General features: G+C 62.7%; 22 protein-coding genes. 14 read left to right on the top strand and 8 right to left on the bottom strand.

The window, feature by feature from the left end; genetic code table 11:
• Positions 1 to 180 precede the first annotated feature (180 nt).
• From nusB to Mame_RS26770, 5 genes are all read right to left on the bottom strand, one after another.
• Entirely contained in the window at positions 181 to 648 is a 468-nt protein-coding gene (gene nusB / locus Mame_RS18065; RefSeq protein ID WP_018067665.1) for a transcription antitermination factor NusB, read from the bottom strand.
• A 107-nt stretch (positions 649 to 755) separates the two neighbouring features.
• A complete protein-coding gene (gene nrdR, locus Mame_RS18070) occupies positions 756 to 1,238 on the bottom strand; it encodes a transcriptional regulator NrdR (RefSeq protein WP_018067664.1) in 483 nt (160 codons plus the stop codon).
• A complete protein-coding gene (gene glyA / locus Mame_RS18075) occupies positions 1,238 to 2,542 on the bottom strand; it encodes a serine hydroxymethyltransferase (protein ID WP_018067663.1) in 1,305 nt (434 codons plus the stop codon). The genes nrdR and glyA overlap by 1 nt, the downstream gene beginning before the upstream one ends.
• 153 nt (positions 2,543 to 2,695) lie before the next feature.
• Positions 2,696 to 3,982, bottom strand: a complete 1,287-nt coding sequence (locus tag Mame_RS18080; RefSeq protein ID WP_018067662.1) for a L,D-transpeptidase family protein — start codon at positions 3,980 to 3,982, stop codon at positions 2,696 to 2,698.
• A gap of 122 nt (positions 3,983 to 4,104) precedes the next feature.
• Complete coding sequence (locus Mame_RS26770) at positions 4,105 to 4,638, bottom strand: DUF6163 family protein (protein ID WP_155122144.1); 534 nt, start codon at positions 4,636 to 4,638, stop codon at positions 4,105 to 4,107.
• Between Mame_RS26770 and hemB the strand changes: the two genes are divergently transcribed.
• From hemB to Mame_RS18115, 6 genes are all read left to right on the top strand, one after another.
• Entirely contained in the window at positions 4,619 to 5,641 is a 1,023-nt protein-coding gene (gene hemB, locus Mame_RS18090) for a porphobilinogen synthase (protein ID WP_018067660.1), read from the top strand. The two genes, Mame_RS26770 and hemB, sit on opposite strands and share 20 nt — an antisense overlap.
• An 80-nt stretch (positions 5,642 to 5,721) precedes the next feature.
• Positions 5,722 to 6,189 carry an RDD family protein gene (locus Mame_RS18095; RefSeq protein WP_018067659.1) on the top strand — a complete coding sequence of 156 codons (468 nt, stop codon included), beginning with the start codon at positions 5,722 to 5,724 and terminating at the stop codon, positions 6,187 to 6,189.
• Positions 6,190 to 6,284: 95 nt separating this feature from the next.
• Positions 6,285 to 7,037, top strand: coding sequence for an arginyltransferase (locus Mame_RS18100; RefSeq protein WP_018067658.1), 753 nt, complete (start codon positions 6,285 to 6,287; stop codon positions 7,035 to 7,037).
• Positions 7,038 to 7,160: 123 nt separating this feature from the next.
• On the top strand, positions 7,161 to 7,628 hold the full coding sequence (mscL, locus tag Mame_RS18105; protein ID WP_018067657.1) for a large conductance mechanosensitive channel protein MscL: 468 nt from the start codon (positions 7,161 to 7,163) through the stop codon (positions 7,626 to 7,628).
• 174 nt (positions 7,629 to 7,802) lie between these two features.
• Complete coding sequence (locus Mame_RS18110) at positions 7,803 to 9,347, top strand: serine hydrolase (protein ID WP_018067656.1); 1,545 nt, start codon at positions 7,803 to 7,805, stop codon at positions 9,345 to 9,347.
• A 148-nt stretch (positions 9,348 to 9,495) separates the two neighbouring features.
• Entirely contained in the window at positions 9,496 to 10,125 is a 630-nt protein-coding gene (locus Mame_RS18115) for a LysE family translocator (RefSeq protein WP_018067655.1), read from the top strand.
• Between the two features lie 52 nt (positions 10,126 to 10,177).
• Here Mame_RS18115 and Mame_RS18120 read toward each other — a convergent pair whose 3' ends face one another.
• Positions 10,178 to 10,510, bottom strand: coding sequence for a MerR family DNA-binding protein (locus tag Mame_RS18120; protein WP_018067654.1), 333 nt, complete (start codon positions 10,508 to 10,510; stop codon positions 10,178 to 10,180).
• Positions 10,511 to 10,628: 118 nt separating this feature from the next.
• On the opposite strand from Mame_RS18120, the gene Mame_RS18125 reads away from it, so the two are divergent.
• Positions 10,629 to 11,577 (top strand): IS630 family transposase gene (locus tag Mame_RS18125; protein ID WP_155122056.1). Its coding sequence is split into 2 segments (ribosomal slippage): positions 10,629 to 10,964 and positions 10,966 to 11,577, totalling 948 coding nucleotides; the frame shifts between segments, so codons are not numbered across the junction.
• Between the two features lie 145 nt (positions 11,578 to 11,722).
• Entirely contained in the window at positions 11,723 to 12,373 is a 651-nt protein-coding gene (locus Mame_RS18130) for a cation efflux transmembrane domain-containing protein (protein ID WP_018067633.1), read from the top strand.
• Positions 12,374 to 12,419: 46 nt separating this feature from the next.
• On the opposite strand, the gene parC is transcribed toward Mame_RS18130, so the two are convergent.
• A complete protein-coding gene (gene parC / locus Mame_RS18135; RefSeq protein WP_018067632.1) occupies positions 12,420 to 14,699 on the bottom strand; it encodes a DNA topoisomerase IV subunit A in 2,280 nt (759 codons plus the stop codon).
• A 169-nt stretch (positions 14,700 to 14,868) separates the two neighbouring features.
• Between parC and Mame_RS18140 the strand changes: the two genes are divergently transcribed.
• Positions 14,869 to 16,116 carry a hypothetical protein gene (locus Mame_RS18140; protein WP_018067631.1) on the top strand — a complete coding sequence of 416 codons (1,248 nt, stop codon included), beginning with the start codon at positions 14,869 to 14,871 and terminating at the stop codon, positions 16,114 to 16,116.
• Between the two features lie 59 nt (positions 16,117 to 16,175).
• Here the strand turns inward: Mame_RS18140 and Mame_RS18145 are convergent, their stop codons facing one another.
• Positions 16,176 to 17,033, bottom strand: coding sequence for a helix-turn-helix domain-containing protein (locus tag Mame_RS18145; protein WP_018067630.1), 858 nt, complete (start codon positions 17,031 to 17,033; stop codon positions 16,176 to 16,178).
• Between the two features lie 94 nt (positions 17,034 to 17,127).
• On the opposite strand from Mame_RS18145, the gene melA reads away from it, so the two are divergent.
• The 5 genes from melA (at position 17,128) to Mame_RS18170 (ending at position 22,845) form a co-directional block, all read left to right on the top strand.
• A complete protein-coding gene (melA, locus tag Mame_RS18150; protein ID WP_018067629.1) occupies positions 17,128 to 18,444 on the top strand; it encodes an alpha-glucosidase/alpha-galactosidase in 1,317 nt (438 codons plus the stop codon).
• A gap of 465 nt (positions 18,445 to 18,909) precedes the next feature.
• Complete coding sequence (locus Mame_RS18155) at positions 18,910 to 19,704, top strand: DeoR/GlpR family DNA-binding transcription regulator (protein ID WP_026173965.1); 795 nt, start codon at positions 18,910 to 18,912, stop codon at positions 19,702 to 19,704.
• Positions 19,701 to 20,648, top strand: coding sequence for an N-acetylglucosamine kinase (locus Mame_RS18160; RefSeq protein WP_018067627.1), 948 nt, complete (start codon positions 19,701 to 19,703; stop codon positions 20,646 to 20,648). Before Mame_RS18155 ends, Mame_RS18160 begins: the two co-directional genes overlap by 4 nt.
• Positions 20,649 to 20,677: 29 nt before the next feature.
• Complete coding sequence (locus Mame_RS18165) at positions 20,678 to 21,934, top strand: ABC transporter substrate-binding protein (protein WP_026173964.1); 1,257 nt, start codon at positions 20,678 to 20,680, stop codon at positions 21,932 to 21,934.
• Positions 21,931 to 22,845 carry a carbohydrate ABC transporter permease gene (locus Mame_RS18170; protein WP_018067625.1) on the top strand — a complete coding sequence of 305 codons (915 nt, stop codon included), beginning with the start codon at positions 21,931 to 21,933 and terminating at the stop codon, positions 22,843 to 22,845. The genes Mame_RS18165 and Mame_RS18170 overlap by 4 nt, the downstream gene beginning before the upstream one ends.
• Positions 22,846 to 22,856: the final 11 nt, after the last annotated feature.

A 22,856-nucleotide genomic window follows, 5' to 3' on the forward strand; every position in this document is an offset into this window, starting at 1 on the left:
GCTGGCGGGAGAGATGCCCCGAAAGGGGCAGTGAGGGTGGCGCGGCATTTCAAATTGTGAGGGCGTTCGCGGGGACATTCTCCCCCCTCACTGTCGCTTTCGCGACATCTCTCCCCTCCGGGGCGAGAAGATTGGGGGGCTTTGCGGCGGCGTCTTCACACATACGCCGCCCGTCAGGGATCAGTTGCCCTTGGGCTGGCCGCGTTCGCGCCGGGCGATGCGGTCCAGCACCGCGTGAACGAGCTTGCCCTCCTCGCCTTCGAAAAAGGCGGTGGCGATCTCGACATATTCGGTGACGATGACGGCGGTGGGCACATCGGGCTTGGAGACGATTTCCAGAACGCCCGCGCGCAGGATGGCGCGCAGTGTCGAATCGAGCCGCGACAGCGTCCAGCCCTCGGAGATCGCGCCGGCGATCATCGGGTCGAGAGTCTTCTGGTCCTTCACGACGCCGGTGACGATCGCGCGGAACCAGGCCGGATCGGCCTTCAGATAGGTGTCGCCGTCAACTTCCTTGCCGAGGCGGTAGACCTCGTATTCGGCCAGCACATCGGCAAGCGCGGTTCCGCCGATATCCATCTGATAGAGGGCCTGAACGGCGGCGAGGCGTGCTGCGCCCCGCTGATTGGCGGTCTTTTCCGTGGTCATGATGCTCCTCGCAATCCGGTCAGGATGCGGTCAGTAATTTTGCGCGACAGCGCTCGTTGTGCCGCTAAACCATGCGGGCGAGCGGCTTGCAAGTGTTTTGCTGAAATTCAGTCGTGCTGGACGCCGGTTTCGCGGGCGATCTTGGCCGAGAACTCGGTGATGATCTCCTCGAAATCCTCCGTGGTGGAGAAATCGCGATAGACCGAGGCGAAGCGCACGAAGGCGACGTCGTCGAGGTTCTTCAGCGCTTCCAGCACCAGAAGGCCGATTTCCTCCGACTGCACCTCCGGCTCGCCCGAGCTTTCCAGACGCCGGACGATGCCGGAGACGGCCCGCTCGATCCGCTCGCGCTCGACCGGGCGCTTGCGAAGCGCGATCTCGAAGGAGCGCACCAGCTTGTCGCGGTCGAACGGCACCTTGCGGCCGTTCTTCTTGACCACGACGAGTTCGCGCAGCTGCACGCGCTCGAACGTGGTGAAGCGCCCGCCGCAATCCGGACAGACGCGCCTGCGGCGGATGGACGTATTGTCCTCCGCCGGGCGCGAATCCTTGACCTGGGTATCAGGCGAATTGCAGAACGGGCAGCGCATCAGCCCATATAGCCATACATCGGGAAGCGCTCGGTGAGGTTCACCACCTTGTCGCGCACCGCCGCCTCGACAGCGGCATTGCCCTCGTCGGAATTGACCTGCTTCAGCCCGTCGAGCACCTCGACGATCAGCGAACCGATCTCGGTGAATTCCTTCTCGGTGAAGCCGCGCGTGGTGCCGGCCGGGGTGCCGAGACGGACGCCCGAGGTCACGAACGGCTTTTCCGGATCGAAGGGGATGCCATTCTTGTTGCATGTGATGTAGGCGCGGCCAAGGGCTGCCTCGGCGCGCTTGCCGGTGGCGTTCTTCTTGCGCAGGTCGACCAGCATGGAATGGTTGTCGGTGCCGCCCGAGACGACATCGAGGCCACCTTCCATCAGCGAGCCGGCCAGCGCACGGGCGTTCTTCACCACCTGCTCGGCATATTGCTTGAACTCCGGCTGGAGCGCCTCGCCGAAGGCAACCGCCTTGGCCGCGATGATGTGCATCAGCGGGCCGCCCTGAAGGCCGGGGAACACGGCCGAATTGACCTTCTTGGCGATGTCGGCGTCATTGGTCATGACCACGCCGCCGCGCGGGCCGCGCAAAGACTTGTGGGTGGTGGTGGTGACCACATGGGCATGCGGACACGGAGACGGATGCACGCCGCCTGCGACCAGACCGGCGATATGGGCCATATCGACCATCAGATAGGCGCCGATCGAATCGGCGATCTCGCGGAAACGCTTCCAGTCCCAGATGCGCGAATAGGCCGTGCCGCCTGCGATGATCAGCTTCGGGCGATGCTCCTCGGCCTTCGCCGCGACTTCATCCATGTCGATGCGGTTGTCTTCCCTGGAAACGCCGTAGGAGACCACGTTGAACCATTTGCCCGACATGTTGACCGGCGAACCATGGGTCAGGTGCCCGCCCGAATTGAGGTCGAGACCCATGAAAGTGTCGCCCGGCTGCAACAGCGCCAGGAACACGGCCTGGTTCATCTGCGAGCCGGAGTTCGGCTGGACGTTGACATATTCGACGCCGAACAGCTTCTTGGCGCGCTCGATCGCGAGTTCCTCGGCGATATCGACGAACTGGCAGCCGCCGTAATAGCGCTTGCCCGGATAACCCTCGGCATATTTGTTGGTCATGATCGAGCCCTGAGCCTCGAGCACGGCGCGCGAAACGATGTTTTCCGACGCGATCAGCTCGATCTCGTGACGCTGACGACCGAGTTCCTTGCCGATCGCATCGAAGATATCGGGATCGGTGTCGGCAAGCGAACGGTTGAAGAAGTTCTCGGTAAACGCGGTCTGACTGGTCATCGCGGGCTCCTCAGGGTTTATCGCGGAAGCATTCCGTAAAGGCGCTTGCGTTCTAACGCCGGCCTTCAAAACGTGCAATAGACGAATGCCGCCGCCAAGCATTGCTCAGCGGCGGCATTTTGGAAGCCGAAAACGTCGGACGGGCGGAAACGCCTATTCGATGCCGGTCGTGGTCTGCAGCGCCAGTTCCGGCGCGCCGTCGAGATTGTAGATGTCGTCGCGGAACTGCACGATTCCGTCCTTCGTCGACCAAGCGGTGATATAGACGAAGTGGTTCGGCACCGGATCGGCGAGGTTCACCGGGGTGGAGATCCCGGCGTGGATCGTTTCCTCGATCTTCTGGCGGTTCCAGCCGGGGGTGTTCTTCAGCAGCCATACGTCGAGGTCGCGGACGTTCTCGATGCGCACGCAGCCCGATGATTCGAAGCGCAGAATGTCGTTGAACAGCGACTGGCTGGGCGTGTCGTGCATGTAGACAGCATGCTTGTTGTGGAAGTTGATCTTGGTCGAGGCCATGGCGCTGTTGGGGCCCGGATCCTGACGGAAGGTCAGGTTGGGGGCCTTCTCGGCGTTCCAGTCCACCGTCAGCGGATCGACTTCCTGGCCCTTGTTGTCATAGAGCCGGATCTTGTTGTCGACCAGATAGTTCGGGTCCTCGCGCATCAGCGGCATGATATCCTTCTGGATGATCGAGCGCGGCACGGTCCAGGGCGGATTGAAGATGATCTCGAAGATCTTCGAATTCAACAGCGGCGTCGGTCGCGAGGGGCGACCGACAATAGCGACATTGCGCAGTGCCACGGCATTGTCTTCCACCGCTTCGCAATAAGCTGCCGGAATGTTGACCAGAACGTAGCGCTGGCCGAGATCGGAACCGAGATCCTCGACGCGCGTCAGATTGGTTTCGAGCTGGGCGAGACGCACGGCGGCGCTGACATTGAGCGCCTTCAGCGTGTATTCATCGATATAGCCGGTTTCGGCGAGGCCGTGACGGGCCTGGAACCGCCTCACCGCGCCCTGCACATAGGAATCGTAGGAATCGGAGATGCCCGCTTCCTGCGGCAGGTCGCCGGAGACGATCAGGCGCTGGCGCAACTGGCGCACCGACGGATCGTAGACGCCGAACTGGAGCGGCACATTGGGATGCACTTCCGGCCAGCCGCCATTGGCATTGATCCGCTGGTACTCCGCCATCGCCTGCATGATGTTCATCGGCGCGTTGGGGCTGAGGATCGGCTGGTTGGAGCTGACGGCGGCCTGCGCGCGCGAGGTTACGGCGTCAAACTGCTCGTCCCATTTGCCGCGGCCGGGCGTGTTGATCAAAGCGTCGACGGCCGATTGCGCGGCGGCAAGCTTTGGCAGCGCCACAGCGCCCGCAGCGGCGGCGATGAAACCGCGTCGCGACACGGTCCTGACGGTCTTGTTCAGGTCTTTTGTCATAGAATCCAGTTCTCTTCTGTCCCGCGGGCGTCGAGGACGCCTCTATGGATGTGCCTTGCACATCAATATGGCCAATTGTTGTCGGGTTTCAAATCGATACCGACGGCATTTTCCGGCAGATTCTAGCGCCGACGAATGAAGGCAAGGTAAATCCAGAAAGCGGCGTAGAGGCCAAACAACAAAACGTGAATGCCGACAAGCGCGGCGGCGGCCCCGACCAGGAACATTTCGACGGCCGCCCCGATGGCCCAAAGCACGAGCCCCCAGCCGACGCCGAACCACAGACCGGCCGCGGCGGCGGGATAGGCAACCGCGAGCACGACCTCGACGATGCGTTCGTTGGAACTGACCAGATCGAACCGTCCCGTGCCGGCAAGGCCGATCAGCTCGGCCCAGTTGTAAAGCGCGACCGCCATCAAGAACGCGGCCACGCAGCGCTTGAAGACCATGAAGGCCATCTGCGAAAAACTGGGTTGTGGCGGACGTGTCTGCTCGGAATTCATCGCCGCCTTATACGCTGCAAAAATCGAAGTTACAAACCCTGACGCAACGCGCCAAAGCGACAAAATGGCGTGTTTGTCCGGGCGGTGCGACATGCTACAAGCCGACCTGAACGAAGCAGCGCCGGAGAAGACGATGAGCGAGCCGAACGACAAGACCCATCTCGTGGACAGGATCACCGGTCACCGCCGCATGCGCCGCATCCGCAAGGCCGAATGGACCCGCCGGCTGGTGCGCGAAAACAGGCTCACGGTCGACGATCTGATCTGGCCGGTCTTCGTGATTCCCGGTGACAATATCGAGGAACCGATCCCGGCCATGCCCGGCGTCAGCCGCATGAGCGTCGACCGGCTGGCGGAGGCGGCGAAGAAGGCCGAGGGTCTCGGCATCCCCGCGATCGCCACCTTCCCCAATATCGAGCTCGAAAAGCGCGACATGTCGGGGTCGGAAATCCTCAACCCCGACAATCTCATCAACCGCGCCACGCGGGCGCTGAAGAAGGCCGCGCCCTCGCTTGGGGTGATCACCGATGTCGCGCTCGACCCGTTCACCAGCCACGGCCATGACGGCATCCTCACCGGCGACGAAATCGTCAACGACGCGACCGTCGACCATATCTGCGAGGCAGCCGTCGCCCAGGCCGAGGCCGGCGCTGATATCATCGCGCCTTCGGAAATGATGGATGGGCGCATCGGCGCGATCCGCGAGCGCCTCGACATGGCGGGCTTCCAGGATGTCGGGATCATGTCGTATGCGACGAAGTTCTCCTCCGGCTTCTACGGCCCCTACCGCGAGGCGATCTCGACCAAGGGACTGCTGAAGGGCGACAAGGCGAGCTACTACATCGACACCGCCAACGGTACCGAGGCGCTGCGCGATGCAGCGCTCGATGTAGAGGAAGGCGCCGACATGCTGATGGTCAAGCCCGGCCTGCCCTATCTCGACATCTGCTGGCGCATCAAGGAGGCCTTCGGCCTGCCGGTGTTCGCCTATCAGGTCTCCGGCGAATACGCGATGATCAAGATGGCCGCGGAACGCGGAGCGATCGACGGCGAGAGGGTGATGATGGAAACGCTGCTGTCGTTCAAGCGCGCCGGCTGCGACGGAATTTTGACCTATTTCGCGATCGAGGTCGCGCAAAAGCTGGCGAAATCATAGTCTCGAGGGGCTGAATTATTGCATTCCCCCAGCCAATACCCACATCGGGTTTGGAACCACGATTGACAACGGAGACAACGATGAGCCTCGAACGCAACATGACCTATTCGGCCCCGCCGGCCAGCGACGCCTATTCCGGCGTGCTGTCGCGGCGCGTTCTGGCATTCATCTTCGATTATATCGTGATCGCCATTCTCTGGGTGCCGGCCGCCGTTCTGCTGTTCTTCGTCGGTATCGCCACGCTCGGCCTCGCCTTCTTCCTCTATCCGGTGCTCTATTTCATCGTGGCGGCGCTTTATTTCGGCTTCAGCCTCGGTGGCTCCGCCCAGGCCTCCCCCGGCATGCGGGCGATGGGTCTCAGAATGCTGCGCACCGATGGGCTGAGGATCGATTTCCTGACCGCGCTGGTGCATCTGGCGCTGTTCTGGCTGTTCAACTCGCTCCTGACGCCGCTGATCCTGCTGGTCGGCCTGTTCACCGACCGCAAGCGCCTGCTGCATGATTTCCTGATCGGCGCGGTCGTGGTGCGCGAGGAAGCGCGCTACTGAACTGCGGGAAACGCTCATCCCGCACATCAGAAAGGTTGACGTTCCCGTGAATTGCGCCATCCTGTGATCAAGTTTCGTTGCATGGTGCGCCGGGCATGAATACGCAGACCACTCAGTCGCCACAGTTCTATCTGACCGCGCCGGCGCAATGCCCCTATCTGGAGGCGGAGCGTGAGCGCAAGGTGTTCACCCATCTCGTCGGCCCCCGCGCCGGCGAGATGAACGACCTTTTGACCCAGGGCGGGTTCCGGCGCTCGCAGAACATCGCCTATCGCCCGGCTTGCGAGCACTGTCGCGCCTGCGTTTCGGTACGCATCGTCGCCGGTGAATTCCTCCTCGGCCGCTCGCTGCGCCGGATACAGGCAAGGAACGCCGATCTCGTCGGCGTCGAACGCCCGGCCTATGCCACCGCCGAACAATTCGACCTGTTCCGCACCTATCTCGACAGCCGCCACCAGCGCGGCGGCATGGCCGATATGAGCCTCGACGATTACAAGGTGATGGTGGAGGAAACCCATGTGGAGACCCGCCTGATCGAGTATCGCGTGGCGACCGGCCTTTTGGAGGAAGAGGGCGAACTGGTGGCCGTTGCGCTGTCCGATTTCATGGTCGATGGCCTGTCCATGGTCTATTCCTTCTTCAACCCGGCCTATGTGAAGCGCTCGCTCGGCAGCTTCATGATCATCGACCATGTGGCGCGCGCCCGGACGATGGGCCTTCCCTATGTCTATCTCGGCTATTGGGTGAAGGGCTCGCGGAAGATGGACTACAAGAAGCGCTTCCAGCCCCAGGAACATCTGACCGGCCAAGGCTGGGAACGCGCCGACCCAGGCGATTTCGAAGCCTAGCCCGTCACGCCGTTCCGTATTTTTCGCCCGCCCCATGTAGAAGCCGGCGCGTCCCTGCGCTAAGTTTCCTGACGATTATCAATGCGATGCGCTTTCGCATCGCCAGAGAAGGGGTCAGAACGCATGCTGAAAGAATTCCGTGATTTCATCGCAAGAGGCAATGTCGTCGATATGGCGGTCGGCATTATCGTGGGGGCCGCCTTTACCGCGATCGTCCGCTCGGTGGTCTCCGACCTGATCGACCCGGTCATCGGCCTGATCGTCGGCGGCATCGATTTCTCGGACATGTATGTGGTTCTGAGCGGCAGCGTGCCGGATGGCGCGAGCCTTGCGGCCGCGCGCGAGGAAGGAGCCGCGATCTTCGCCTATGGCGCCTTCATCACCGCGGTCATCAACTTCATGATCATCGCCTTCGTCGTGTTCATGCTGGTCAAGGCGATCAACCGCATGCGCGCGGCCGCCGAGGCCCACAGGAAGGCCGCCGAGGAGCAGGCCGCCGTGGCCGATCCGCCGCCCGGCCCGAGCGAACTTCAGGTGCTGCTTGAAATCCGCGACGAGTTGAGAAAGCGGGACGCCGGCACGACCTCCTGAGAAAAACCGCTGAAATGCGCCAAACTTGCGGCTTCGGAATTGCCAAACCGGACTGATTCCGAAAAGATTAGCCATTACGAATTGAGTGAAAGCCGCATGTCGGCTTTTGCCGCGCGGCCGAGGGGGACGGTCGCAACGGCCTCTTGCTCTCTTTCCCCGAAAGGGGAAAGCCGCATGTCCAACCGCACCCGCCTTGTCGCGATCATTCTCGCCGCCCTGCCGCTGACGGCCGCAGCGGAGGACCTGCCGCCCTCGCGCACGTCCGCCCTGCCGGTTCCGCCCGGCCAGATCGACAAGGCCGTCGAAGCGCTGGACGGCATCGTCGCCGGGATAAAGGAGCGGAGCGGCGTCCCCGGCATCGCGGTCGCCGTCGTCCATGACGGCGAGACGGTCTATGCCAAGGGCTTCGGGCTGCGCGGCGAGGGCGATGCGCCGGTGACCGCCGAAACCGTGTTCCAGATTGCCTCCGTGTCGAAATCGATCGCCGCCACCGTTGTTGCCCATCAGGTGAGCGAGGGCGTGGTCTCCTGGGACAGCCGGATGCAGGACCTGCTGCCCTGGTTCAGGCTTTCCGATCCCGCAATCACGGCGCAACTGACGGTTGGCGACCTGTTTTCCCACCGCTCCGGCCTGCCGGACCATGCCGGCGACGACCTCGAGGATCTCGGCTTCGGCCGGGAGATCATTCTGGAGCGCCTCGCCCAACTGCCTCTCGCCCCCTTCCGCACCAGCTACGGCTATACCAATTTCGGCCTGACGGCGGCGGCCGAGGGCGTGGCGCAGGCCTCGGGCATGGCCTGGAGCGATCTCGTATCGCAATCGCTTCTCGAACCGCTCGGCATGACAACCGCCAGCGCCCGGTTCGATGATTTCATGGCGCGCGACAACCGCGCCGTGCCGCAGGCGCTGCAGCCCTCGGGCAGCTTCGCGCCGCTGTTCCAGCGCGACCCGGACGCGCAGTCGCCGGCGGGCGGCATGAGCGCCTCGGTGGAAGACATGGCGAAGTGGATGAAGATGGTGCTGGCCGAGGGCGGCGATCTGATCGACGCCGATGCGCTGATGCCGGCGATCAGCCCGCAGGCCTTTTCCGGCAGGCCGCATGTCGCCGACGAGCGCCCCGGCTTTTACGGCTACGGCTTCAACACCGGCGTTTCCTCCAGCGGCCGCGTGGTGCTTAGTCATTCCGGCGCGTTCATCATGGGCACCGCCACCGCCTTCACGCTGATCCCCTCGCTCGATCTCGGCATCGTCACGCTCACCAACGCCTCGCCGGTCGGCGTGCCGGAATCGATCAACGCCTCCTTCGCCGATATCGCCCAGACCGGCGCAATCGAGCGCGACTGGTTCTCTGGGTATAACCCTCTGTTCATGAGCTTTTACGAACCGCTCGGCCATACCGCGGGCATGCCCTTCCCGGCAGCCGCCGCCCCCGCCCCGGCCTTGGAAACCCTGACCGGCACCTATGCCAACGCCTATTTCGGCACAGTCGAAATCCGCGAAGCCGCCGGCCGCCTCACCCTCTACGCCGGCCCCGAAGACATGGCCTTTCCCCTGGAACACTGGGACGGCAGCACCTTCGTCTTCGACATTGAAACCGAAAACGCCGCGATCGCCTCACGCTCGACGGCGACCTTTACCGACGGTGAGGGCGAGACCGAGATGCTCGAGATCGAGCTGTTTTCCGTGGATGGCGTGCCGGGTCAGTTCGAGCGGATGTGAGGGAGCAACCGCGCGTGGCAAGCCGACGAAAATTCGCGCTTGCCATGTTCTTGATTTGTTCGTAGACTTGACCTCGTCTTCAACCGCAGGACGGCATGGGGTCTCGATCCGCCTCCGTGCCGGCGCAGCAAGCTGAAAGCGTCGTCTCATGCTCAGTGAATATCTGCCGCAACTGATGCTCGCATGGTCGATCCTGTTGGTGGGCGTGTTGTCGCCCGGACCGAGCGTGATGCTGATCCTGGGGGTCGCCATGGGTCAGGGACGTGGCGCCGCCGTGGCGACGGCGCTGGGGGTTGCCTGCGGCAGCATGACGCTTTCGATCGCCACCGTGCTCGGTCTTTCGATCATCTTCGCAGAGCTTGCCCATGCAATGGAGATCGTGCGCTTCGCGGGTGCCGGTTATCTGTTCTTCCTGGCGTTCAAATCCTTCGGCAAGATGCTCGATCCGCCGCCGCTTTCGCCGCTCGTGCCCGGGCTGCGCTCGTTCCGGCGGCAGGTCGCCGGCGGCTATCTGCTGCAGGTCTCGAACCCCAAGGCGATCATGTTCTGGCTGGCGATCGCCGGCGTCGGCGGCGTTGGCGATGCCCCCGCCCCTATTGTCCTGCTGTTCGTCGCCGGATCGTTCCTGATGTCTTTCACCGGCCACGGCGCCTATGCGTTGCTGCTCTCCAGCGCCATGGTCCGCGCCGGCCTCACCCGCTTCCGCCGCGTGGTGGAGGCGGCTCTGGGCGGCTTCTTCGTGTTCGCCGGCGTGAAACTGCTGACGGCAAAGGTTTGACCGACCCGGTTATGTTGCGGAACGCCAAGCGCTATCGAGACGCTTAGCCCGTTCATGATTCCGTTCGGGAATCTGGCGAGAGCGCACCCATGATACAGCAGTTCGAGATTGTCCCGCCTCCCTGACGTGATGTGGATATGCTGCGCAGTTCCTGTGCCAGACGGGTGAGATCGGCAATCTTGCCTTCGACTTCGGCAAGATGCACGGCCGCTATTCGATCGACCTCGTCACAGGCGCGTTCTGCGTCGGAGGACAGTTCGAGAAGCGTGCGTATCTGGTCAAGCGTGAAGCCGAGCGCACGGCAACGCCGGATGAAGTGCAGCCTGTCGAGCGTTTTGCCGCTGTAAACGCGATAATTGCCCGGACTGCGCGCCGGTTCCGGCAACAGACCGATCTTCTCATAATAACGGATAGAGCGGTTCTGTGTTTGACGGAATCAAAGGGATTCCCCTTTTGCTGGTTTTGTGATTCAAGATGCTGGCTGGGCAGGAGGCCAGCATCTGATGACGGCACCTCTTTCCAATGATCTTCGTAAGCGTGTGGTTCTTGCCATTGAGGCTGGCGAGAGCTGCCGCTCGGTCGCTTCCCGCTTTGGGGTTTCCGTGTCTGCTGCAGTGAAGTGGTCGCAGCGCTACCGGGCGACAGGTTCGGTCGCGCCCGGCAAGATGGGTGGCCATCGCAAGCGCATACTGGAACCGCACCGGGCCTTCATCATCGAGCGCATCAACCAGACCTCGCATCTGACGCTGCACGGGCTGAAGGATGAACTGGCTGCGCGTGGCGTAAAGGTCTCGCACGATACGGTCTGGAAGTTCCTGCGGCGCGAGGGTCTCAGCTTCAAAAAAAACACTGTTCGCCCTTGAGCAGGCGCGCGCCGACATCGCCAGACGGCGTCAACGCTGGCAGACTTTGCAGGCCGGCCTCGACCCCAGCAGGCTGGTGTTCATCGATGAAACCTGGATCAAGACCAATATGGCCCCGCTTCGGGGATGGGGCAAACGCGGCAAACGCCTTCGCGGCTTTGCGCCGCATGGGCATTGGCGAACCCTGACCTTTCTCGGCGCGCTGCGCTGCGACCGGCTGACGGCCCCTTGCGTCTTCGACGGGCCGATCAACGGCCAGTGCTTCCAAGCCTATGTCGAGCAGATCCTCGTGCCCACTCTCAAGCCCGGTGATATCGTCGTCATGGACAATCTCGGCAGCCACAAGTCAGCCGCGATCCGCAAGGCGATCAAAGCGGCAGGCGCAAGGCTATGGTTCCTGCCGCCCTATTCGCCCGATCTCAATCCGATCGAACAGGCGTTCGCCAAGATCAAACACTGGATGCGTATGGGGCAGAAGCGAACCGTCGAGGAAACATGGCGGGCCATCGGCCGCCTCGTCACCACCATCAAACCGCAAGAGTGCGCAAGTTACCTTGCAAATGCTGGATACGCTTCCATTAAAAACTGAAACGCTCTAGTGACGACCTTGGTGCCCGTTCCCCGGGCAAGATCGCCAATCGAAAGCGCGCGGACAGGCATGAGACCCCTTGACCCTATAGTAACTATAGACCGCATCCTATCGCCTGAAAGCTGAAGTTGCGAGTCTGTAGCCGATGCCCTGCTGTTCCGATGACGTCTGCTCCTCCCGCACCGCAATGGGCCGCTACCGCGTGGTCCTTTGGATCGTGCTGGCGATCAATGCCGCAATGTTTCTCATCGAGATCATCGCGGGCCTGGCCGCGGGATCCGCGGCGCTTCAGGCGGATGCGCTCGACTTTTTTGCCGATGCGGCGAACTACGGCATAAGCCTTTTCGTGCTGGGCCTGGGCTTGCACTGGCGCGCCCGCGCCGCGCTGCTCAAGGGAGCCTCGATGGGGCTTTTCGGCTTGTGGGTCATTGCGAATATTGTCTGGCATACGCTGACCGGGACGGTCCCGTCATGGAGCACGATGGGCGTTGTCGGTATCGCGGCGCTTGGCGCCAACCTCGTCTGCCTCGCACTGCTCTATGCCTGGCGCAACGGCGATGCGAACATGCGCTCGGTCTGGATTTGCTCCCGCAACGATGTGCTGGCCAACATCGCTGTGCTGGCGGCCGCGGTCGGGGTGTTCGGCACGGGCACGGGCTGGCCCGACATAATCGTGGCTGCCGTGATGGCCGTCCTGGCGTTGCAGGGCGCGGTGACGATCATTCGTCAGGCCCGTGGCGAGGTGCGCTCGCTCGCCGCGAGAACCGGCGTTACCAGCCCTGTAAGGGGCCGCTGACCGCCGAGCGGCAAAAGGCGAGGCGCGACACCGGTCGCCTCGCTTGCTACCCCCTGAACTTGCCGTTTCTCGGAAAGCCCTTGGGCGCGATGCGGCCGGCCATGGCGCGGTCGCCGCGCCATTCCAGCAGTTCTTCGGCGGTGCGCATATGGGTGCGGCCGGCGCTGTCGGTCCAGCTAAGGCCGTCGGCGATCGCGAAGCATTTGGCGTCCGACAGGCCGCCATCCTTGTAGCGCTGCAGGCGCACGCCCTTGCCGCGGGCCATCTCGGCGACCTGCGACATCGGGAACACGATCAGCTTGCGGTTTTCGCCGATGACGGCGATATGGTCACCCGCTGCCGGCGTCAAAAGCTTGACTTCGTCCTTGGCCGAAACATTCATCACCTGCTTGCCCTTGCGGGTGTTGGCGACCATCTGGTCTTCCTCGATGATGAAGCCGTTGCCGGCGGTGGACGCGATCAACTGCTTGCGGCCGGCCTCATGCACGAAGGCGGTGACGACATCCTGGTCGGCATCGATATCGACCATGATCCGCAGCGGCTCGCCATGGCCGCGCCCGCCGGGCAGCTTGTCGGCGCCCAGCGTGAAGGCGCGCCCCCCAGTGGTGACGATCAAGAGCTTGTCGGTCGTCTGCGCCGGGAAGGCGAGCTTCAGGCCGTCGCCTTCCTTGAAGGCAACGCCGGAGGTATCGACATGGCCCTTCAGCGCCCGGATCCAGCCCTTTTCGGAAATCACGATCGTGACCGGTTCCTTCTCGATCATCGCCTGCTGGATCGCCTCGACATCGGTATCGGGCGCAATGTCGAAGGTCGAGCGGCGTTTGCCGAGTTCGGTCGCCTTGGCGAAGGTTTTCTTGACCTCGCCGATTTCCCACGCAACGGTCTGCCACTGCTGGGTTTCGGAGGCGAGCAGCGCCTCGATATCGGCTTTTTCCGCCGACAGCGCATCGAATTCCTTGCGGATTTCGATTTCCTCGAGCTTGCGCAGAGCGCGCAGCCGCATGTTGAGGATCGCTTCGGCCTGGACATCGGTGATCTCGAAGCGGGCGATCATCACGGCCTTCGGCTCATCCTCCTCGCGGATGATCTTGATCACCTCGTCGAGGTTGAGATAGGCGACGAGCAGGCCGCCGAGGATTTCAAGCCGGCGGTCGATGGCGGCAAGGCGATGGCGGGAGCGGCGCTGCAGCACCTCACGGCGGTGGCCGAGCCATTCCTTCAGCACGTCGACAAGGCCCATAACCTTCGGCACCTTGCCCTGTGAGAGCACATTCATGTTCATCGAGAAGCGCTGTTCGAGATCGGTGAGCTTGAACAGCGATTCCATCAGCAGCGCCGGGTCGACGGCGCGCGATTTCGGCACCAGAACGACGCGGATGTCTTCGGCCGATTCATCCTGGATATCTTCCAGGAGCGGCAGGCGGCGAGCGATCAGGAGTTCGGCGATCTTCTCGATCAGCCGCGACTTCTGCACGCCATAGGGAATTTCGGTGACGACGATCTGGTAGTTGCCGCGGCCGAGGTCTTCCTTTTCCCAGCGCGAGCGCAGCCGGAAACCGCCGCGGCCGGTCTTGTAGGTCTCGACCATCGAGGCAAAATCCTCGACGATGATCCCGCCGGTCGGAAAATCCGGGCCCTGGATCATGTTCGCCTTCGGCCCGTCGGCGTCCGGCAGCGTCATGATGTCCTCGACGGTGGCGTCGGGATGCTTGATCAGGTAGATCGCCGCCTCGCACAGCTCGTGGGCATTGTGCGGCGGGATGGAGGTCGCCATGCCGACGGCGATGCCGGTGGAGCCGTTGGCGAGCAGGTTCGGGAAGGCGCCGGGCATCACCACCGGCTCCTCGTCCTCCTCGTTATAGGTCGGGCGGAAATCGACGGCGTCCTCGCCAATGCCATCCAGCATCAGCGCGGCGACATCGGTCATGCGCGCCTCGGTGTAGCGCATGGCGGCCGCGCTATCGCCGTCGATATTGCCGAAATTGCCCTGGCCGTCGACCATCGGGTAACGCTGGGCGAAATCCTGCGACAGACGCACCAGCGCATCATAGATCGAGGCGTCGCCATGGGGATGGAACTTACCCATGACATCGCCGACAATGCGGGCGCATTTCTTGTAGGCGGCGTTCGGGCGCACGCCGATCTCGCTCATGCCGTGAATGATGCGGCGGTGCACGGGCTTCAGCCCGTCGCGCACATCCGGCAGCGCCCGGTGCATGATCGTCGAAAGCGCATAGGCGAGGTAGCGTTCCTCAAGGGCCTTGCGCAGGTCCACGGCGTCCGTGTGTCCGTCGCCGTTTTCCGGTGGCGTGATTTCTTTTCCCATGGGTTTCTGTTAGAGGATACAACCCTTGCCCGCAAGGCGGGGCCGCCCGCAATCCCCTGAAAACAAGGGAAAACGCGCCGCATTCACCGGGCATTCATAGCAAAATTGCAATTCGGCCTTATATGGCCAATAAACCGTAGCGCAACATCTCATTTTCAGGGAGCACTTCATGCCCACATCACGTCTCACGCAGCTTCTTCTCGCAGGCAGTTTTCTGGCCGCATCGGGCGCTCCCGCGTTTGCCCTCGACACCGACGATCTGATGGCCAAGCTGAAGGCCGTCACCGAAAAACAGTCGCACATGACCTTCACCTATGACAGCGTCGAGGAAGGCTCGGATGGAAGCGTGACGGTCTCCGGCATGGAGTTTTCGCCCCTGGCGGAAGCGGGCGAGGAGATGGACGAATTCAAGCAGAAGGCGCCGATCACGCTCGACCTTCAGGACGTTCAGGAAAATGCCGACGGCAGCTACATGATCGGCAAGTCGATGGCGTCCGACATGGCCTTCACGATGGAAGACGCTGAGATCGCCATCGCCTCCTACATCGAGACCAATATCCATGTTCCCGCCAGCGCCGACCTCGCGGTTCTTTCCGGCTGGGGCTATGGCGAAAGCACGGAGGTCAAGAACATCAGCGTCACCGTCGAAGGCGACAAGCTGCTAACGATCGATGACGCTTCCGCCAAGCAGAGTTTCAACGAGGCGCGCACCAAGGCCGATTATCTCGCGAACGTCACCGGGATTTCGCTCGACCTTTCGCAGGTCGACGACCTGAAGCCCGACGCCCGCGCGACGCTGGAGGAACTCGATCTCCTGCAGACCACGTCGACATTCACGATCAGCGGCAACTGGGATCTGGAAACGGGCGATCTCAACGTCGCCACCTACAGCCTCGCCACGGAAAATGTCGGCACGCTCGACTTCGGCATGGGACTGACCGGCGTCACGCTTGAAACGCTGGAAACGCTCCAGAAGATTTCCGAGATCGCCCAGAGCGAAGAGATGCAGGATGCCCCTTCGGACGGTGCCTCGTCGGAACAGGAAAATCCCTATCAGGCTGAATTGATGCAGCTCGGCCAGACAATCGGCGTCAGCGGCCTGTCGATCCGGTTTGCCGATGACAGCATCACCAACCGTCTGATCCAGACGATCGCGAAGGAAAAGAATATTTCCACCGATGCGCTGATCGCCGAGTGGAAGGGGCAGATGACGGCGGGCCTCGCCGGACTGGAAATGCCCGACCTTGCCGCCTCCGTCTCATCCGCGGTCGACAGCTATCTGGCCAACCCGCAGAACTTCTCCCTGAGCATCAAGCCGCAGATGCAGATGCCGGTGCTGGCCGTGGTGATGGCGGGTGCCGCAGCACCCAAGGCCATCCCCCAGCTTCTCAATCTCGAGATCAAGGCCAATCAGTAAGACAAGGCCTTCGCAGTTGCCCCCGGCAGAATGTCTGCCGGGGCTTTTGAACGCCTACCTCATCCCTTGCGTGACAGAGCCCTGCGGAAGGCAAGCGGGGTCTGGCCTGTGCGCGCCTTGAACAATTCGTAAAACCGGCTGCTCGACCCGAACCCGCAATCATAGGCGATCGTGAGGATCGGGTCTTCGGTGTCGACCAGCTTCTGCATGGCGCGCGCCACCCGGTAGCGGGTGAGATATTCGTTCACGGAAAGGCCGAGCACGTCGCGGAAGGCCTTGTTGGCGGTGCTCGGATGAATGCCCGCGCGGGCGGCAAGATCCGGCATCAAAACTGGCTCGCCATAATGGCTGTTCACCAGATCGGTCAGCGCCTCGACATGACGCACGGCGGCGGCGACCGCTGCCGTCCCCGCCTCCCCGCCTGAAAGCCGGCCGGTTTCGACGCAATCGAGAATGAAGCGGCGCACCCTCAGCGCGATTTCCTCCCGCAGCAGGCTCCGGCGCTGCGGCTCGCCCTCGTTCCACTCCTCCACCCAGCGCGCTGCGACGAAGCCATCATGGCCGGTGGCGGCAGGGTCGGACAGGAATCCGCCCTGCATGGTGAAGCGCCGGGCCTCGCGATCGATCGGCAGCGCCAGAAAATCGGCGAGCGGCAGGTAGATGACGATCAGGGCCGCGTTGCCGGTGACCGCAATGGTCTGGTGCGGGATCGCGGCCCAGAACAGCACCAGCCTGCCCGCCTCGACCTCCTCGCGTCGCCCGTTGAAGAGATAGGTCATCTCGCCTTCAAGCAGCAGGTTGAGCTCGACGTGGTCGTGCCAGTGGGCCGCCGGCATGGCGGTCGCGATATGGCGCTCGATCAGGAAATCGCCGCGCGCAAGCGTCAGGTCATCCACCTCATTATTGCCTGCCGTCATCGCTCGTCACTCCAATTCCGGACTAATCGATATGAACCTCGGAGGAAAATCTTGTTTTGGAGATATAGCTTCGCCGAAAAGAAAGGAACCCGTCATGACCAAAATCTGCCTTGTCGGCGCCGGCAGCACCGTATTCGCCCAGAACATTCTCGGCGATGTGCTGTCCTCCGGTCTCCCCGGCGAGATCGCCATCAGCCTGTTCGACATCGATCCCGAGCGGCTGAAAACCTCCGAAATCGTCACCCGCCGCATCTGCGCGGCGCTCGGCCTTGCCGATATCCGCGTCGAGGCGACGCTGGATCGGCGCGAGGCGCTGAAAGGGTCGGATTTCGTGATCCTGATGATGCAGGTCGGCGGCTATGAGCCCGCCACCGTCACCGATTTCGACGTGCCGAAACAGTTCGGCCTGCGCCAGACGATCGCCGATACGCTCGGCATCGGCGGCATTTTCCGCGGGTTGCGCACCATCCCGGTGCTGGAGGCGATCTGCCGCGACATGGAGGATGTCTGCCCGAACGCGCTTCTGATGCAATATGTGAACCCGATGGCGATCAATTGCTGGGCGATCAAGGAGATCGCGCCGGAAATCCGCACCGTCGGCCTCTGCCACAGCGTGCAGCACACCGCCGGCCAGCTCGCCTCCTATCTCGGCGAGGATGTGGCGAACATCAACTACCTCTCCGCCGGCATCAACCACATCGCATTCTTCCTGAAATATGAGAAGCTGCATGCCGATGGTTCGCGCGAGGATCTCTATCCGCGCCTGCGGCAGCTTCTCGCCGACGGCAAGGTGCCGGACGACGACCGGGTGCGCTTCGACGCGCTGAAACGGCTCAGCCATTTCGTCACCGAATCCAGCGAGCATTTTTCGGAGTATACCTCCTGGTATATCAAGGACGGCCGCGACGACCTGATCGACCGTTTCAACATTCCGCTGGACGAATATATCCGCCGCTGCAAGGAGCAGATCGCCGAGTGGCATGCGCTGCGCAAGGAGCTCGAGGGCGACAGGCCGATCGAGGTGTGCCGCAGCAATGAATATGCCGCCGGCATCATCCATGCCGCCGTCACCGGCAAGCCGGCGCTGATCTACGGCAACGTGCCCAATAACGGGTTGATCTCCAACCTGCCGGACGAATGCATCGTCGAGGTGCCCTGCCATGTCGACCATAACGGCATTCAGCCGATCCGGATCGGCCGGATGCCGACCCAGCTCGCCGCGGTGATGAAGCTCAGCATTTCGGTGCAGGAACTGACGGTCGAGGCCGCACTGACCAAAAGCCGCGACCGCATCTACCAGGCCGCCCTGCTCGACCCGCACACATCGGCCGAGCTTTCCCCGGATGAAATCTGGAAACTGGTGGATGGGCTGATCGAGCGGCACGGAGACCTTCTGCCCGCTTATAGCTAGACTCGCGCGCACTGGCTGGCCCTCCTCACCTCCGTCATGCCGGCCTTGAGCCGGGATGACGGCAGAGTGAGAGGAGATGCGGTGACAACGCCACAGGATTCACGACCATTCCTTTCGGTTCCCGAACCCGGCGACAGCAATGTCGTCGGCTCAGCTTTTTGAGAAACGTCTCCCATATTCCGGGTCATCCTCGGGCTTGACCCGAGGATCCAGGCCGCCCGGCAAGGGCTGGCTATAGAGTTTAGCAAATTCAGTAGCTTAACCGCCTGGATGCTCGGATCAAGTCCGAGCATGACGCAAAAACGAAGGGCCGATGACAGACGATGGTCAAAGCTTGGGGCTTTGTCCGCAGTCTAAGCCGGCGACAGCAATGTCGCCGGCTTTTTCAATCATAATAAATCATAAAACTGATTGACAATGATCGTTTCAATCATCATTGTGATCGAAAATAACAGGGGAATGCGGATGTCACAGCCACAGGGCGTCAAGGTCGATCGTCTCGAAGCGATACGCAGCCATCTTTATGTGAACGGGTTTTCCGCGATCCAGGACCTGGCAGACGCAATCGGCGCCTCGCTCGCCACCGTCCGCCGCGATCTGCAGATTCTCGAACAGGAGGGTTCGATCGTCAGGGTCCATGGCGGCGCGCGCATTGCCGAGGGCTCCTCGGTGGAAATGGCGTTCCAGGCCCGCGAGAAGCGCAATCTGGCCGCCAAGCGGGCGATTGCAACGGCGGCCTATGAGACGCTGCAGCCGCGTTCCGCGATCTTCCTCGATGCCGGCACCACGGTTCTGCAGCTTGCCCGGCTGATCCGCATCAGCCCGATCCCGCTGCGTATATTCACCAACGGGCTGATCGTCGCGCAGGAATTCCTGAACATTCCAAACCTTGAGGTCACGCTGCTCGGCGGCCAGTTGCGCAGCGAAAACGCCTCGCTGGTCGGCCCGCAGGCGGAAGCCATGCTGGACCTGATCTGGTTCGATCAGCTTTTCTTGGGCGCGAGCGCGATCGGTTCCGACGGCGCGATCTACAGCATCGACAATGGCGAGGCCCACCTCAACCGGCGCATGCTGACGCGCTCGGCGCATTGTTTCGTGCTGGCCGATGCCACCAAGTTCGACACGATGGCGACCTACAAGGTTGCGCCCCTCACCGAAGCCCACGTCATCACCGATTCCACCATCTCGCAGAAATGGCGCGCGCATTTCGACGACAACGGGATCGCGAACACGATCGTCGAGGCGGGGGCGAACGGATGACCGACGGCCTGATCCTCGGCATCGACGGCGGCGGCAGCAAGGTGCTGGCGGCGCTTGCCGACCGGTCGGGCCAAGTGGTTAAGACGGCGCGCGGCGGCGGCGTCAATCCGATGGACAATCCCGGATGGCGCGAAGTCCTCGATACGGTGCTGCGCCCCTTTGCCGAAATCACGGAGATAGGGGCCGTGGCGGCAGCACTGCCCGCCTATGGCGAGGTGGCCCGCCTCTCCGCCCTTCAAGAACAGGCGATCGCCGAGACTTTCCCGGCGGCGAAACGGCATGTGCTGAACGACGTGGAAGCCGCCCATTTCGGCGCGCTGTCCGGCCGTCCGGGCATCCTCATCCTCTCCGGCACCGGCTCCATGGCCTGGGCGCGCGCTGAGGACGGCCGCTCCGCCCGCGTCGGCGGCTGGGGCGACATGATCGGCGACGAGGGCAGCGCCTATGCGATCGGTCGCGCCGCGCTCAGCCTGATCAGCCAGGCGATCGACGGTCGCGCGCAACCGACCGCGTTGACCGACGCAGTTTTTGACGCCCTTTCCCTCGACCGGGCCGACCCCATGAACGCGCTCGGCGGCTGGGTCACAGGCCTTGAGCGGCCCCGCGCGGGCATCGCGGCGCTTGCCGAAGTGGTCGACCGCGTGGCCCGCGCCGGCGATGCCGGGGCGAACGCTCTGATGGAAGAGGCCGCCGACGAGCTTGCGCGACACTTCACGGCCATCGCCCCACACTGCGCGAGCGACGCCGACTGGACCTATGCCGGCGGCACATTCGCAAGCCCGGTGCTGCTTGCCGCGCTCACGAGCCGGATCGGCCGCGCGCCGGTTCCGCCCCGACTTCCCCCGATTGGCGGCGCGCTGCTGGCGGCCGCCCAATGTCTCGGCTGGCCGCTCGAAGAGGGCTTTGTCGGGCAAATCGCCTCCGCCCGAAACGGGACGGATTGAACTCTCCAAAAACCAGACAGGACGGGAACATGAACAGACTGCTTTTATCACTCGCCACCTCGACAGCCATGCTGCTCGCCATCCCGGCGCTTGCCGATGATGCCAAGCCGCTGGCCGGCGAATCCATCACGGTGCTTCTGCCCTCCCCGCAGGGCGCCAATATCGCCGCCGATTTCGAGGAAGACACCGGCATCCATGTCGACCTGCAGACGCTTTCGTGGGACGATATCCGCCTCAAGCTCGTCACCGGCCTCGTCGCCGGCACCGCGCCCGCCGATGTGACCGAATTCGACTGGTCCTGGACCGGCCAGTTCGCCGCCGCCGACTGGTATATGCCGCTCAACGATGCGATCGACCCCGCGACCGTCGAAGATATCGGCGTCACCAAGATCTTCACCGTCGACGGCGATATCCTCGGCATCCCCTACACCAACGACTTCCGCGTCATGCTGATCAACAAGGCGCAATTTGAGGAAGCCGGCATTACCGAGCCGCCGAAAACGCTCGACGAACTCGTTGCCGACGCCAAGAAGATCAAGGAAGCCGGCATCGTCGAGTATCCGATCGGCCTGCCGCTTTCGGCAACCGAAGGCGCATCCACGAGCTGGTATCTGCTGACCAAGGCCTTTGGCGGCGAACTGTTCGACGCCGATTTCAAGCCGCTGTTCACATCGCCGGACTCCGCCGGTTACAAGGCGCTGGAATTCGAACTGATGCTGCTGAAAGAAGGGCTCGTTGACCCGGCCGCAGTCAGCCTGACCGACAGCCAGATCAACGAAAGCATGTTCTCCCAGGGCCAGACCAGCGTGATGATCTCGGGCGAACCGGGCCGACTCGGCCAGATGAACGATCCGGATCAGTCCAAGGTCGCCGGCGATGTCGAGGCCATTCTGGTGCCGACGGCAAGCGGCGAAACCCGCAGCTTCGGCCTGCCTGAAGCGCTCGGCATTCCCAACAGTTCGCAGAACAAGGAAGCCGCGGTCGAATTCATCAAATGGTTCACCTCCAAGGACTTCCAGGAGGAGAACTACAAGAACGGCTTCCTGCCGACCCGCACCTCGGTGCTTTCGGCCGTCAACGAGACCGGCGTGATGCATTCCGGCGATGTGCTCGTCGAACAGTCGACCACGGTCGAGCCGCTGTTCCAGCAGGGCACGCCGCAATGGTATCCGGAGTTTTCGAGCGCCGTGAATACCTCGATCAACAGCGCCGCCAAGGGCCAGATCACGGTTGAACAGGCAATGCAGAACATTGCCGACGCCGCCGAACAGGCCATGGCCCAATGACATCTGCCGCCTCCACAATGCGAGGCAAGCGCGGTATCGGCTTCAATGCCGATACCATGCTCGGCCTGCTTCTGGCCGCGCCGATCCTGATCACCATGGCGTCGCTGGTGTTCTACCCGATGCTGGTGACGAGTTGGGACAGCCTGCACCGCGTCAATCCGATGCAGCCGGGCACGCCCTTCGTCGGCCTTGCCAACTACACCCGCATGCTCTCCGATAAACAGCTCGGCATGAGCTGGATGAACACATTTTCCTATGTGATCCTCGCCGTTCTCGCCGAGACCGTCTTCGGCGTGCTGGCCGCCGCCCTGATCAATCAGGTCAAGGTCGGACGCCAGTGGATCCTCGCCGCCGTGATCCTGCCCTGGGCGCTGCCCGGCGTGGTCAACGCGGTGATCTGGCTGTGGATCTATCAGCCCGGCGCCGGCCTTCTGAACGGCATCCTCACCTCGCTCGGGCTGCCCTTCGAAAACCACATCTGGTTCAACGATCGCACCAGCGCGATCATGGCGGTCACCGTGGTCCATGTCTGGCGGATGATGCCGCTCACCATCGTCATCGTTCTCGCCGCCATGCAGAGCATTCCCGACCATCTCTATCAGGCCGCCCGCATAGACGGCGCGACCAATTTTCAGATGCTGACGCTGGTGACCCTCCCGTTGGTGCGCAGTGCAATCGCGGTGTCGATGACCAACGCCACGGTGCAAGCCTTCAACCTTTTCGACGAGGCATGGGTGCTTGCCGGGGCGAGCCTCGAAACCCGGCCCGTGCTGGTGCAGATCTATCTCGAGACCTTCCAGAACCTGCGCTTCTCCTACGGCATGGCGCTGTCGCTGACGATCACCTTCGTCTCGCTTCTGGTGTCGCTGGTCTATGTGCTCCGCGTCTATCGCAACACTCGGTATGATTGATGAAACAGTCT

This window comes from Martelella mediterranea DSM 17316 (genome assembly GCF_002043005.1).
Taxonomy (GTDB): domain Bacteria; phylum Pseudomonadota; class Alphaproteobacteria; order Rhizobiales; family Rhizobiaceae; genus Martelella; species Martelella mediterranea.